This is a genomic window from Serratia ureilytica (assembly GCF_017309605.1).
Taxonomy (GTDB): domain Bacteria; phylum Pseudomonadota; class Gammaproteobacteria; order Enterobacterales; family Enterobacteriaceae; genus Serratia; species Serratia ureilytica.
Genome location: NZ_CP071320.1, coordinates 4,397,258 through 4,410,885, shown reverse-complemented (window position 1 = coordinate 4,410,885; position 13,628 = coordinate 4,397,258). Strand labels below are relative to the sequence as shown.

The window sequence follows — 13,628 nt, the reverse complement described above, 5'->3', positions numbered from 1 at the left end:
ACAATCTATTCACCGAAAGGACAAGAAAACGGCACGAACGCATTCAACGCCTGGCCTGAATTACCCCTGCTTAGGCGTTTCCTGTTTTTTCTCCGGCGCATCGTCTTCATCGTCTTCCACCGTATTGCCTTCTTCCAGTGGCGTGTTGGCGGTCAACAGGTAGGGCGACTGCTGCCAGCGGCTGCGGCGGTGTTGCAACAGGGTACGCGCCAGAATGATGCCGATCGCCAGCGCCAGCAGGATCATCAGGCGCAGCAGGTTGGTGGTGTTGTCCACCTGCTTGGATTCGGTCGCCAGCACGTGGGTGTCGAGGGTGATGCGGATAAAGCCGATCGGGCCGTCTTTGCCCTGAATGGATTCGACCAACTGGTGGTTGAAGTAGCTGCCGGCGCGTTTGCCGTCGAGCGACAGGCGATCGCGTATACTTATCTGTTCCCCGGCGTGGGAGACCAGCGTGCCGTCCAGCTGATACACGCTGACGTCGAGAATGCGGCTGTGATCGGTGAGCTGCTTGAGGATGGCGTCGATGCGCGGATTGTTGCCCTCGTCGTCCAGCAGCGGCGCCAGGCTGTAGGCGACCTGTTTGGTCAGCGTTTGCGCCAGCTCTTCCACCTGCTCGGATCGCGCCATTTGGTGACTCAGGCTAAAATAAGAGGCGCCCTGCATCAGCAGCACCAGCAAAGCCAGGCAAATCAGGATAATAGCGGTGCGGTGCAGGCGAAATTTCAGTTTAGCGCGAGCCATGCAGGTTCCTTGGGCATCGGGGACACTTTATGTTGCCAGAACCGCTGGCGATAGGATAGCTTGATGCGTCGTTTTATCATGCAGCGTTTTTGTCCATTCAGGAGTCAATGATGTCAAACAGTCTGACCTATTGCGATCTTCCGGCGGAGATCTCTCAATGGCCGGGTCTTCCCCTTTCGCTCAGCGGCGACGAAGTGATGCCGCTGGACTACCGGGCGGGCAATACCGGGTGGCTGTTATATGGCAGGGCGCTGGACAAGGCGCGCATTACCCAATTCCAACGCAAGCTGGGCGCGGCGATGGTGATCGTCACCGCCTGGGGCGTGGACGACTATCAGGTGGTGCGGCTGGCGGGCACCTTGACGCCGCGCGCCAAGCTGCTGGCGGCGGAGAGCGGGCTGGATGTGGCGCCGCTCGGCAAAATCCCGCACCTGCGCACGCCGGGGCTGCTGGTGATGGACATGGATTCAACGGCGATCGAGATCGAGTGCATCGATGAGATCGCCAAGCTGGCGGGCGTCGGCGAGCAGGTGGCGGAAGTGACCGAACGCGCGATGCGCGGCGAGCTGGACTTTACCGCCAGCCTGCGCCAGCGCGTCGGCACGCTGAAAGGGGCCGACGCCAACATCCTTAAGCAGGTGCGCGACGAGCTGCCGCTGATGCCGGGGCTGACCAGCCTGGTGGGCAAGCTGCAGGCGATGGGCTGGCATGTGGCGATCGCCTCCGGCGGCTTCACCTACTACGCCGAATACCTGCGCAACCGGCTGCGGCTGGTGGCGGCGGCGGCCAACGAGCTGGAGATCCGCGACGGCAAGCTGACCGGCGAAGTGCTGGGGCCGGTGGTGGACGCGCAGTTCAAAGCCGATACGCTGCTGCGGCTGGCGGAGAAGCTGGAGATCCCGCTGGCGCAGACCGTGGCCATCGGCGATGGCGCCAACGATTTGAAAATGATGCAGGCGGCGGGGCTGGGCATCGCCTACCACGCCAAACCGAAAGTGTATGAAAAAGCGCAGGTGGCGATCCGGCATGCGGATTTGATGGGCGTGCTGTGTATTCTCACCGGCAGCCTGAAACACGAAGTGCGATAACGAAAGATTGAGGTAAGACGTGGCAAAAGCGGCAAAACGGGCATTTGTGTGCAATGAGTGCGGGGCGGACTATCCGCGTTGGCAGGGGCAGTGCAGCGCCTGCCATGCCTGGAACACCATCACGGAAGTGCGTTTGGCCGCGTCTCCCGCTGCGGCGCGCAACGATCGCCTCAGCGGCTATGCCGGCGACGCCGGCGTCAGCAAAGTGCAGAAGCTGTCGGAAATCAGCCTTGAGGCGCTGCCGCGCTTCACCACCGGCTTTCTCGAGTTCGATCGCGTGCTGGGCGGCGGCGTGGTGCCCGGCAGCGCGATTCTGATCGGCGGCAACCCCGGCGCCGGCAAGAGCACCCTGTTGCTGCAGGTGCTGTGCAAACTGTCCGAACAGATGAAAACCCTGTACGTCACCGGCGAGGAATCGCTGCAGCAGGTGGCGATGCGCGCCCACCGTCTGGGGCTGCCGACCGGCGGCCTGAACATGCTGTCGGAAACCAGCATCGAGCAGATCTGCCTGATCGCCGAGCAGGAACAGCCGAAGCTGATGGTGATCGACTCGATTCAGGTGATGCACATGGCGGACATTCAGTCTTCGCCGGGCAGCGTGGCGCAGGTGCGGGAAACCGCCGCCTATCTGACGCGCTTCGCCAAGACGCGCGGCGTGGCGATCGTGATGGTCGGCCACGTCACCAAAGACGGCTCGCTGGCCGGGCCAAAAGTGCTGGAACACTGCATCGACTGTTCGGTGCTGCTGGACGGCGACGCCGATTCCCGCTTCCGCACCCTGCGCAGCCACAAGAACCGCTTCGGCGCGGTCAACGAGCTGGGGGTGTTCGCCATGACCGAACAGGGGCTGCGCGAAGTGAGCAACCCTTCGGCTATCTTCCTCAGCCGCGGCGACGAAGTTACCTCCGGCAGTTCGGTGATGGTGGTGTGGGAAGGCACCCGGCCGCTGCTGGTGGAGATCCAGGCGCTGGTGGATCATTCGATGATGTCCAACCCGCGCCGCGTGGCGGTGGGGCTGGAGCAGAACCGGTTGGCGATCCTGCTGGCGGTGCTGCACCGGCACGGCGGGCTGCAGATGTCGGATCAGGACGTGTTCGTCAACGTGGTCGGCGGGGTGAAGGTCAGCGAGACCAGCGCCGATCTGGCGCTGCTGATGTCGCTGGTCTCAAGCCTGCGCGATCGGCCGCTGCCGAACGATTTGGTGGTGTTCGGCGAAGTGGGGTTGGCGGGTGAGATCCGTCCGGTGCCGAGCGGCCAGGAGCGGATCGCCGAAGCGGCCAAGCACGGTTTCAAACGCGCCATCGTGCCGCACGGCAATATGCCGAAAAAGCCGCCGGCCAATATGCAGGTGTTCGGGGTCAAGAAGCTGGCGGACGCGCTGGACGTGCTGGAAGGGTTTTATTAATGTCGCCGACGGCGAGAAAGATATGCTATTTTGTTTAGCATACTAAACGGAGGTGGCCATGCCGCAATTTGATTACCTGAAGACGTCCATCAAGCAAAAGGGCTGCACGTTGCAGCAGGTGGCGGATGCCAGCGGCATGACCAAAGGCTATCTCAGCCAGCTGTTGAACGACAAGATCAAAAGCCCGAGCGCGCAAAAGCTCGAGGCGCTGCACCGTTTTCTCGGGCTGGAGTTCCCGCGCAAAGAGGTCAAAGTCGGCGTGGTGTTTGGTAAATTTTACCCGCTGCATACCGGCCACATCTATCTGATCCAGCGCGCCTGCAGCCAGGTGGATGAGCTGCACGTTATCTTGTGCCACGACGAGCCGCGCGACCGTGAGCTGTTCGAGAACAGTTCGATGTCGCAACAGCCGACGGTCAGCGATCGCCTGCGCTGGCTGCTGCAGACCTTCAAGTACCAGAAAAACATCCATATCCACTCGTTCGACGAGCAGGGCATCGAACCGTACCCGCACGGCTGGAACGTGTGGAGCGACGGCATGAAGGCCTTTATGGAACAGAAAGGCATCGTGCCGAGCTTCATCTATTCCAGCGAAGCGCAGGATGCGCCGCGCTACCGCGAGCATCTGGGCATCGAAACCATTTTGGTCGATCCCGAACGGTCGTTCATGAACATCAGCGGCAATCAGATCCGTCAGGATCCGTTCCGTTATTGGGATTACATCCCGACCGAGGTGAAACCGTTCTTCGTGCGCACCGTGGCGATCCTCGGCGGCGAGTCGAGCGGCAAATCGACGCTGGTCAACAAGCTGGCCAACATCTTCAACACCACCAGCGCCTGGGAATATGGCCGCGATTACGTGTTCTCGCACCTGGGCGGCGACGAGATGGCGCTGCAGTACTCCGACTACGACAAAATTGCCCTCGGGCAGGCGCAATACGTGGATTTCGCGGTCAAGTACGCCAACAAGGTGGCGTTTATCGATACCGATTTCGTCACCACCCAGGCGTTTTGCAAAAAGTACGAAGGGCGTGAGCATCCCTTCGTGCAGGCGCTGATCGACGAATACCGCTTCGATCTGGTGATCCTGCTGGAAAACAACACGCCGTGGGTGGCGGACGGCCTGCGCAGTCTCGGCAGCACCGCCGATCGCCTGGCGTTCCAGCGCCTGCTGGAGGAGATGCTGCGCGCCAACAACATCGAGTACGTGCACGTTGAGTCCAGCGATTACGAAGAGCGCTTCCTGCGCTGTGTCGAGCTGGTGCAACAGCTGCTGGCGGCGGACGCCGGTCGGCTGGCGAATGCGCCCGCCCAGCGCCACGCCGCAGGCTGAGAAAAATTAGCGTAATGTGCGATCGCGCGGCAGAAACGGCCGCACGGACGCACATTTAAAGGCCTGTTTAAACATGGTTCATTCGGTAGCGACTACGTTAAGGTTTTCTTTACAATAACGCTCAGAAGAAGACATGTCTTATCGCTTACTCGCTCTCTGGTTGATCTGCTATGCCGCAGCCTGGACGCTGCTGACCGTTCATCTCGATCCTACCCTGCCTTACGACGCCGTCGAGGCGCTCAATTGGGGCCTCAACGGCGAGTGGGGCTCACCGAAAAATCCTTGGTTGGTCGGTGCGGCGATGCAGCCGGCGATCTGGCTGTCGTGGCTGCCGCTGAACGTTTACTGGTACGGCGGGCACTTCATCGCCATCGCCATCGGCATGTTGGGCGTCTGGCTGTTGGCGCGACGTCTGAGCGGCAGCACTTCGCTGGCCTGGATGGCGCTGCTGACGCTCAACCTGTCCGGCATCATCAATTTCGACATCATTCCCTACAACGACAACTACCTGTTGGTGATGCTGTGGCCGTGGATGGCGCTGTTCTTCCACATGGCGATTTCCCGTTCGGCCAACTGGTGGCCGGCCTTCGCGTTGGCCGCCGGTCTGGCGATGATGGCGAAGTATTCGACCTTCGCCTTCGTCTATTTCGCGGCGCTGTCGACGCTGTTCGTGCCGCAGATCCGTCGCTGCTATCGCCAACCGCAGTTCTATCTGGCGGTGGCGATCTGGCTGGCGCTGGTGTTGCCGAACGTATTCTGGCTGTGGAACCACGACTTCGCCGCCTTTAAGTGGGTGGATTCGCAGATCAAGATGCAGCTCAATCTCGACATGCTGCAGTCGCTGCTACTGGTGTTCTATCCGTCGCTGGTGCTGTGGTGGATCCTGCGCCGCAGCGGGGCGGTGCTGGCCTGGCCGAAAGCCTTGCCGATGCGGGTGCTGCTGTGGATCTACCTGCTGCCGCTCGGCATCATCACCTTCTGGTTCTCCTTCAACGTCGGCGGCCGCTTGACCGAGTGGCTGCAGCCGTTCTTCATGCTGGCCCCCGCGCTGCTGGTCGGCTGCGTGCGTCAGCCGCCGGTGCGTTCGCTGCGGGCGGCGACTATTGGGCTGATGTGCGCGGCGCTGGCGGTCTATCTGGGGTATGCCGCGGTGATGCTGGGCAACGTGCGCAATGCCGGTCAGAAGATGGTGGGCATCAAGGCGTTCAGCGCCGGAGTGGAGCAGCTGTGGCAGGAGCGGTATGGCGTCAGTCTGCGTTATGTCGGCGGCGAATACCTGTCGCAGTGGATGACGGTGTATGCCGGTTCCCGGCCGCAGACCATTACGCGCTGGTCCAATCATACGCGGCCGAACATCTACAACGTCAACATCAGCTATCCGCAGATTGCGCGGCATGGCGTCGCCTTGTTCGGTCGGTTGGGTGAAGACTGCGCACACAGCGACTTCGGCGGCGAACTGGCCCACTGGCCGAAGATGCGCCTCGACTGGCAGCAGACGCTGACCTTCCGCGCCGATCCGCAGAGCGATGAGCAGGTGCTGTGCGTCGGCTTCGTTCGCCCGCAGTAACGGCGGCGCAGAGCACCGCCGCGATGCGAACTCAGTAAGCGATAACCAGCTTGCCTTGCATATGGCCGCCGAGCAGCTGTTGGTGCGCGGCGGTCAGCGTGTCTACCGACAGCCCGTGCAGGGTTTCGCTCAGCGTGGTGCTCAGTTTGCCGTCGTCCAGCAGTTGCGCCACCTGCTGCAGGATCCGGCCTTGCTGCGCGATGTCCGGGGTGGTGAACATGCTGCGGGTGAACATGAATTCCCAGTGCAGCGCGGCGCTTTTCAGCTTCAGCGCGTTTTGATCCAACGGCTGCGCGTTCTCGACGATGGTGCAGATATGGCCGAGCGGCGCGATCAGTTCGGCCATCGCCGGCCAGTGGCCGTCGGTATCGTTCAGACAGAGGATGTAATCCACCTGCTCGATGCCGTGTTGCGCCAGGTTGCCCTTCAAATCGCGGTAGTCCACCACCAGGTCGGCGCCCCGCTCGCGGCACCAGGCGGCGGATTCCGGCCTGGACGCGGTGGCGATCACTTTCACCTTGCTGCGCAGCGCGGCCAGCGGAATGGCCAGCGAGCCGACCCCGCCGGCGCCGCCGATGATCAGCAGCGTCTTGTGCTCCGGCGCATCCTGAATGTTCAGGTGCTCGAACAGCGCCTCCCAGGCGGTGAGGGCGGTGAGCGGCATGGCGGCGGACTCCGCCCAGTTCAGGCTGCGCGGTTTGTGCGCGGCGATGCGAGAGTCGATCAGTTGGTGGCTGCTGTTGCTGCCGGGCCGGGTGATGTCGCCGGCGTACCACACTTCATCGCCGGGCTTGAAGCCGCTGACGCCGCTGCCCACGTCCAGCACGACGCCGCTGGCGTCCCAGCCGAGGACGCGCGGCTGCTGCAGGCCGCTTTTCTGCAGACCGGCGTGTACTTTGGTATCCACCGGGTTGACCGAGGCCGCTTTCACTTCCACCAGCAGATCGTACTGGCCGGGCACCGGCATCTCCGGTGAGATTTCGATGAAACCGGCGGGGTTCTGCGGGTCTACGGCAATGGCTTTTATTGACATGATTGTGCTCCTTTCAAATGATGTCCCCAGTGTAGACCCGCAGCAGTGGGGTGATAAGATGGACAATATCTAACTGAGTGTTCGTCAGAGGTGAACAATGGAGTTCAAACAGCTGCAGGACATGGCGCTGTTCGCGCTGGTGGCGGAGTGCGGCAGTTTCACCGCCGCCGCGCAGCGTGTCGGGTTGCCGAAGTCCAGCGTCAGTCAGCGCATCAGCCAGCTCGAACAGACGCTGGGGCTGCGTTTGCTCAACCGCACCACGCGCCAGCTGAACCTGACCTTCGCCGGCGAGCGCTATCTGGAACACTGCCAGGCGATGATGTCCGCCGCCGAGCGGGCCGATCTGGCGCTGCAGCGGCTGCGCGACAACCCGAGCGGCCGCCTGCGCATCTCGACGCCGGCCGGGTTGGGGGCAACCCTGGTGGCGCGGCTGGCGGCGGATTTTCAGCGCCAGTACCCGGACGTATCGCTGGAGGTGTCGGTATCCGACGCCATGGTGGATCTGGTGCAGGAAGGCTTCGACGCCGCGCTGCGCACCGGCAAGCCGCAGGATTCTTCGCTGATCGGCCGCCGCCTCGGGTATGCGCCGCGCTATCTGCTGGCTGCGCCGTCCTATCTGGCGCAGCACCCGCCGATCGAACACCCGCAGCAGCTGCAGCAGCATCGCTGCATTGCCCACCGCGCCTGGACGGCCTGGAACCTGCGCTGCGGCGACGATTATTACCGCTGGCAGCTGCCGCTGGCGCACACCACCGACAATCTACTGTATGCGCGCGAATGCGCTATCGCTGGCGCGGGGATCACGCTGCTGCCGGCGTTTCTCAGCCGCGAGGTGGTGGCACAGAAGCTGTTGGTGGAGGTGTTGCCGGCCTGGCGTGCAGAAGGGAATGAACTGTATCTGGTCTACCCGAGCCGCAAGCTGAATTCCCCGGCGCTGGCCTGTTTCATCGATGTGGTATTACAGCACCCGGCGTTTGACGACTACGCGCGCGAGCTGACGCGGGAGTAGGCCTGGCAGATGACGCAGACGCCTAATTTCTGTCGCCATCGTCCTAAAACCTTTGGCTGGAGCATGGCGCGGGCTATGCTCATGAAAGGGGCTTAGGGGGAGAGGGTATGGATCCGTTATCGGAAGTGCTTGCGCCATTGAACAGCCAGAATGCGTTTTTCGGCGGCCTGAAGGCCGGCGGCGACTGGGCCGTTCATTTTCCTGCGCCGCAGAGCGGGAAATTCAACGCGGTGGTGCGCGGCGGCTGTTGGCTGGCGGCGGAAGGGTTGGCCGAACCGCTGCGGCTGGCGGCCGGCGACTGCTTGCTGCTGACCCGCAGCCTGCCGGTCACTGTCGGCAGCGATCTGTCGCTGCCGGCGCTCGATGCTGACGTACTTTATCTGCAGGCGAAAAATGGCGTGGCGAGTTGCGGCGAGGCGGAGGATTGCCTGTTTATCGGCGGGAGTTTTACCTTCGGTGAGGAAGTGGAGCGGTTGTTGGGGAGTTTGCCGGCGTTGATGGTGATCCGAGGCGGCACCGAAGAGGCCGCCGTGTTGCAATGGGCGTTGCAGCGGCTGGCGGACGAGCTGTTAAAGCCTTCGCCGGGTAGCGCGCTGATGACGCATCATCTGGGGCAGATCATGCTGACCCAGGCGCTGCGGATTTACCTGACGGGGGAGGAGGGCGCGGCCTCCGGCTGGCTGCCCGCCTTGTTCGATCCGCGCATCGGCGCCGCGATGCAGGCAGTACACGCCGATCCTGCCCGTCGCTGGACGGTGGCGTCATTGGCCGATGCGGCGAGCGTTTCCCGTTCGACGTTGGCGCTGCGCTTCAAGCAGAAGGCGGGAATGGCGCCGCTTGAGTATGTGTCGCGTTGGCGCATGTTGCTGGCTGCGCGGGCGCTGCGTACCGGCGTTGAACCGGTATCCATCATCGCGCAACGTTTGGGGTACGATTCCGACAGCGCGTTCAGCCATGCTTTCAAGCGCGTGATGGCGTGCTCACCGCGCGATTATCGCCGGACGCGGGCATAAAAAAAGGCGCCGCATGCGGCGCCTTGGGGATTACTTGGCGATCTTTTTGTACTTGATGCGGTGCGGCTCGAGCGCATCGGCGCCCAGCGTACGCTTCTTGTACTCTTCGTACTCGGTGAAGTTGCCTTCGAAGAATTCCACCTTGCCCTCGTCCTGGTAGTCCAGGATGTGGGTGGCGATACGGTCGAGGAACCAACGGTCGTGCGAGATCACCATGGCGCAGCCTGGGAATTCCAGCAGGGCGTTTTCCAGCGCGCGCAGGGTTTCGATATCCAGGTCGTTGGTCGGTTCATCGAGCAGCAGTACGTTGCCGCCAACCTGCAGCAGCTTGGCCAGGTGCAGACGGCCACGCTCACCGCCGGACAGCTCGCCTACGCGTTTGCCCTGATCGACGCCCTTGAAGTTGAAGCGGCCGACATAGGCGCGGCTCGGCATCTCGGTGTTGCCGATGCGCATGATGTCCTGCCCGCCGGAGACTTCTTCCCACACGGTTTTCGAACCGTCCATGCTGTCGCGGAACTGATCGACGGACGCCAGCTTGACGGTATCGCCCAGCACGATGCTGCCGGAATCAGGCTGCTCCTGACCGGACATCATGCGGAACAGCGTGGATTTACCCGCGCCGTTCGGGCCGATGATGCCGACGATCGCCCCTTTCGGCACCGAGAACGACAGGTCGTCGATCAGCAGGCGGTCGCCGTAAGACTTGCGCAGGTTGCTGACTTCGACCACTTTATCGCCCAGGCGCGCGCCAGGTGGAATGAACAGTTCGTTGGTTTCGTTACGTTTTTGGTATTCGGTGTTGTTCAGCTCTTCAAAGCGGGCCAGACGGGCCTTGCCTTTGGACTGGCGGCCTTTGGCGCCCTGGCGCACCCACTCCAGCTCTTTCTCGATCGACTTGCGACGAGCGGCTTCGGCGGACGCTTCCTGCGCCAGACGCGCGTCTTTCTGCTCCAGCCAGGACGAGTAGTTGCCTTCCCACGGAATGCCTTCGCCGCGGTCCAGTTCGAGGATCCAGCCGGCCACGTTATCCAGGAAGTAGCGGTCGTGGGTGATCGCCACGACGGTGCCTTCGAAGTCGTGCAGGAAGCGTTCCAGCCAGGCCACGGACTCGGCGTCCAGGTGGTTGGTCGGTTCGTCCAGCAGCAGCATGTCCGGCTTTTCGAGCAGCAGGCGGCACAGCGCGACGCGGCGGCGTTCACCCCCGGACAGATGGGCGATTTTGGCGTCCCAGTCCGGCAGGCGCAGCGCATCGGCGGCGCGTTCCAGCTGCGCGTTGAGGTTGTGACCGTCGTGCGCCTGAATGATCTCTTCCAGGCGGCCCTGTTCCGCGGCCAGCTTGTCGAAGTCTGCGCCTTCTTCCGCGTACAGCGCGTACACTTCGTCCAGGCGTTTCAGCGCGCCGACCACTTCCGCCAGCGCTTCTTCCACCGACTCACGCACGGTGTGTTCGAGGTTAAGCTGCGGCTCCTGCGGCAGATAACCGATCTTGATGCCCGGCTGCGGGCGCGCTTCCCCTTCGATATCGGTATCGATGCCGGCCATGATGCGCAGCAGGGTGGACTTACCGGCGCCGTTCAGGCCCAGTACGCCGATTTTTGCCCCAGGGAAGAAGCTCAGGGAGATGTTTTTCAAAATATGACGCTTCGGCGGTACCACTTTGCCGACGCGGTGCATGGTATAGACGTATTGAGCCACGTTGCTCTAAGCCTCTCTATATCAGTATTTATAGGATGTCTGGCGGCATGAGTGTAGCCCGTTTCGATCTTGGATCCCAGACATCGCTCAGCGATCGCTAAGTATAACCGTTTATGCGCCGATAAAGGCGCATATTGGTGGCTTATGGCGTGACGACGATCGCGACGCGGCGGTTTTCCGCGCGGCCGCTGGAGGTGCGGTTGTCGGCGACGGGATCGCGCTTGCCCATGCCGCGGGTTTCGATATTGGCGCGCGGAATACCGACGCTGGCCAGCAGATCGGCGACCGCATCGGCGCGGCGCAGGGAGAGCTGATCGTTATAGCTGTCTTCGCCGTAGTTGTCGGTATGGCCGTCCAGACGGAACTTGGTGATGCCGACGCTCAGCAGCGCGCGGCCCATCTTCTGCACCGTCTCGGTGCTTTCCGGGTTCAGCTTGCCGATGTTGTTGCCGAACAGCACTTTATCCGACAGGCCGAATTCCCAACCGTTGTCGGTCAGTTTGAAGCCCTGCGATTGCAGCAGCGCAACCTGCTCGGGCGTCAGGCCTTGCGGCTTGCTCTGGCAACCGGCGAGCGCCAGCAGGGCGACGAACGCCATCGTCAGCAGTGAAAAACGACCTTTAAACAGTTGCTGTATCATAGTCAAAATCCCTAGTTCAAGTGTTATAGCCGGGGCTCTTATTTATGTATAGCCAGCCGCCAGCCTCCGTTATAACGATGCTTTGCCTGATACATCGCATCGTCAGCTTCGTGCAAAAGACCCTGAGGCGTCGACGCGTGATCAGGGTACAGCGCAATGCCGATACTCAGAGAGGTAATGATCGTCTCGTCGTTCGGTAAAATAACCGGTTGCGTCATGCAATCGATGATGTTGTCGGCGATCTGCAAGACATCTTCCGTGCTGTGCACCGGCGCCAGCAGCACGGCGAATTCATCTCCTCCCAGGCGTGCGACCAGATCGGTTTCGCGCAGCTGCGCGCGAATGCGTCCGGCAATGGTGGTCAGCACCGCATCGCCCGCGGCGTGACCGTAACTGTCGTTCACTTCCTTGAAGCGATCGCCGTCGATAAACAGCACCGCCAATTTCGCCGGCGGCGCGATATCGCCCAGGGCGCGGCTCAGCCGGCCTTCGAAGAAGGCGCGGTTCGGCAAGCCGGTCAGGCTGTCGTGCGTCGCCCGGTGAGCCAGCGAGTCGTTTTCCTGCTTCAGATGGGCCTGCCAGGCCTCCAGTTCATCGAGCAAGCCATTGAAATCATTGCTGAGCTCATGCAGCTCGGCGATCGGCGCCGAGGGCACCCGCAGGCCGAAGGTGCGATCTCGCCGCACCGCATGCGCCACGTTGGCGATGTCGTCCAACGAACTGACGATGCCGACCAGCATGCGGCGCGACAACACCAGGGCGCACAGGGTACTGAGCACCATGCAGGCGATCATGCCGACCAGCCCGCGCAACAGGAAACGCAACAGGCTGCCGCCGTTGCCGCTCAGCCAGACCTGGCCGACCTGTTTGCCCTCGTGGGAGATAGGCAGGATGACCGGCTCGGGCAGCGCCCAGTGGGCGATAACCTGCTCCATGCCGTGCAGCGGGCCATCTTTGGGACGATGCCAACTGACCAGCACGTCACCGGCGTTGTTCAGAATTTTGGCCTCCGACACCTCTTCTTTGGCGGCGATCAGCACCATCGCCTCGCGAATGTAGGGGCGATCGCCAAACACCACTGCCGCTTCAACCGTATAGCTGATGGAGCGCGCGATCAGGTGCAGGTTGTGGTTGGCATAGGCGCGCAGCGCGAACAGCGCCACCAGCGTCAGAAAGATGCCGGCGGTGCCAACGGCGATCAACGCCAGCCCAAGATGCACCCGCTGCAGCACTCGGCCCAACGTCGGGCGCGCATTGCCGGAACGGTTTCTACGCAACAGCCTCATAGCGGCGGCGCCTGTTTGCGCGCCAGCTGCAGCACGTTGGGGTGAACGCGCACGCCGCTGCGCGCCAGGGCGTCCAGGTTGACCTTGAAGCCGGCCTGGTCGCCGTTGATCTGCAGGCAAAATGCGCTGCCGGCGGAGCATTCGCTATCGTTCTCGCTGATGCTGAGAATGGAGTTGCCGGAAATGCGCTGCATGAAATTTTGTCTCTGCGCGGCGTTGATGTTCCCTAAATAGATGACATCGCAGCCGGTACTCAGCGTCGGGCTGTCGAACGGCACGCGTTCGGTTTTAATCGGACGCGGCGCGCTGAGCAGGATCGGATCGAACAGCCCCTCGGCATACTGGGTGGGTGCGGTCACGCACAACCGGATCGGATTGGGTTCACGTGACCAGCGGGCGTAGCTGATGATGCCTACCACCACGGTCGTCACGGCGTGCGTGCGCTGTTGATAGGGATCATCGGCGGCGCGCGCAGGCCCGGGCAACGTCAGCAGCGCCAACAAAACGATCAGCAACAGGCGGCCGATATTCAGGCGTGCGGCAAGGAAGCCCGGCACGGGGCTTTTTGCGCAACGCATCGTTATCGCGGTATTACTCGCCATCTTCACCCGCCATTCCGGCCTGATCCACCGCCCGCAGGCCGTGGCCCGACAAGTAAAAATCCGGCCCGCTTGAAGGGACAATCGTTTTGCTGAAAGCTGTCAGTCGCACTGCCTAATGAACACTATCTACCCATAATTGGCGCGGATTGTATTATAAGATGTCTTCGTTGGGCGCTTTATGTGCTGTTTTCTCGGAATTATCCTACTTAT

At 62.1% G+C, this 13,628-nt stretch carries 12 protein-coding genes; 6 read left to right on the top strand and 6 right to left on the bottom strand.

The features are described 5' to 3' along the window. Window positions 1–60 precede the first annotated feature (60 nt). Window positions 61–744 (bottom strand): YtjB family periplasmic protein, encoded by a 684-nt coding sequence (locus J0X03_RS20855; protein ID WP_160203957.1) that lies wholly within the window; start codon window positions 742–744, stop codon window positions 61–63. A gap of 110 nt (window positions 745–854) precedes the next feature. Between J0X03_RS20855 and serB the strand changes: the two genes are divergently transcribed. The 4 genes from serB (at window position 855) to J0X03_RS20835 (ending at window position 6,137) form a co-directional block, all read left to right on the top strand. Continuing rightward, a complete protein-coding gene (gene serB / locus J0X03_RS20850; protein WP_042783658.1) occupies window positions 855–1,832 on the top strand; it encodes a phosphoserine phosphatase in 978 nt (325 codons plus the stop codon). Between the two features lie 19 nt (window positions 1,833–1,851). Next, a complete protein-coding gene (radA, locus tag J0X03_RS20845) occupies window positions 1,852–3,237 on the top strand; it encodes a DNA repair protein RadA (RefSeq protein WP_004933048.1) in 1,386 nt (461 codons plus the stop codon). A 58-nt stretch (window positions 3,238–3,295) separates the two neighbouring features. After that, window positions 3,296–4,570 carry a multifunctional transcriptional regulator/nicotinamide-nucleotide adenylyltransferase/ribosylnicotinamide kinase NadR gene (gene nadR / locus J0X03_RS20840; RefSeq protein ID WP_033641798.1) on the top strand — a complete coding sequence of 425 codons (1,275 nt, stop codon included), beginning with the start codon at window positions 3,296–3,298 and terminating at the stop codon, window positions 4,568–4,570. Window positions 4,571–4,703: 133 nt separating this feature from the next. Then, window positions 4,704–6,137: a glycosyltransferase family 39 protein gene (locus J0X03_RS20835; RefSeq protein WP_033651702.1), complete on the top strand. Its 1,434-nt coding sequence runs from the start codon at window positions 4,704–4,706 to the stop codon at window positions 6,135–6,137. A gap of 31 nt (window positions 6,138–6,168) precedes the next feature. On the opposite strand, the gene J0X03_RS20830 is transcribed toward J0X03_RS20835, so the two are convergent. After that, window positions 6,169–7,170 carry a zinc-binding alcohol dehydrogenase family protein gene (locus J0X03_RS20830; RefSeq protein WP_033641800.1) on the bottom strand — a complete coding sequence of 334 codons (1,002 nt, stop codon included), beginning with the start codon at window positions 7,168–7,170 and terminating at the stop codon, window positions 6,169–6,171. Between the two features lie 97 nt (window positions 7,171–7,267). Here J0X03_RS20830 and J0X03_RS20825 point away from each other — a divergent pair, with 97 nt between their 5' ends. Next, window positions 7,268–8,179 carry a LysR family transcriptional regulator gene (locus tag J0X03_RS20825; RefSeq protein WP_047572716.1) on the top strand — a complete coding sequence of 304 codons (912 nt, stop codon included), beginning with the start codon at window positions 7,268–7,270 and terminating at the stop codon, window positions 8,177–8,179. 107 nt (window positions 8,180–8,286) lie between these two features. Further along, window positions 8,287–9,192: an AraC family transcriptional regulator gene (locus tag J0X03_RS20820; RefSeq protein WP_033651700.1), complete on the top strand. Its 906-nt coding sequence runs from the start codon at window positions 8,287–8,289 to the stop codon at window positions 9,190–9,192. A 30-nt stretch (window positions 9,193–9,222) separates the two neighbouring features. Here J0X03_RS20820 and ettA read toward each other — a convergent pair whose 3' ends face one another. The 4 genes from ettA to yfiR all read right to left on the bottom strand — a co-directional run bounded on the left by ettA (window position 9,223) and on the right by yfiR (window position 13,424). Next, window positions 9,223–10,890, bottom strand: a complete 1,668-nt coding sequence (gene ettA / locus J0X03_RS20815; RefSeq protein WP_025159620.1) for an energy-dependent translational throttle protein EttA — start codon at window positions 10,888–10,890, stop codon at window positions 9,223–9,225. Between the two features lie 142 nt (window positions 10,891–11,032). Further along, window positions 11,033–11,530: an outer membrane lipoprotein YfiB gene (yfiB, locus tag J0X03_RS20810; protein WP_033641803.1), complete on the bottom strand. Its 498-nt coding sequence runs from the start codon at window positions 11,528–11,530 to the stop codon at window positions 11,033–11,035. Window positions 11,531–11,568: 38 nt separating this feature from the next. Next, window positions 11,569–12,816, bottom strand: coding sequence for a diguanylate cyclase DgcN/YfiN (dgcN, locus tag J0X03_RS20805; protein ID WP_033641804.1), 1,248 nt, complete (start codon window positions 12,814–12,816; stop codon window positions 11,569–11,571). Then, on the bottom strand, window positions 12,813–13,424 hold the full coding sequence (yfiR, locus tag J0X03_RS20800; RefSeq protein ID WP_033651698.1) for a regulatory sequestration protein YfiR: 612 nt from the start codon (window positions 13,422–13,424) through the stop codon (window positions 12,813–12,815). The genes dgcN and yfiR overlap by 4 nt, the downstream gene beginning before the upstream one ends. Between the last annotated feature and the right edge of the window lie 204 nt (window positions 13,425–13,628).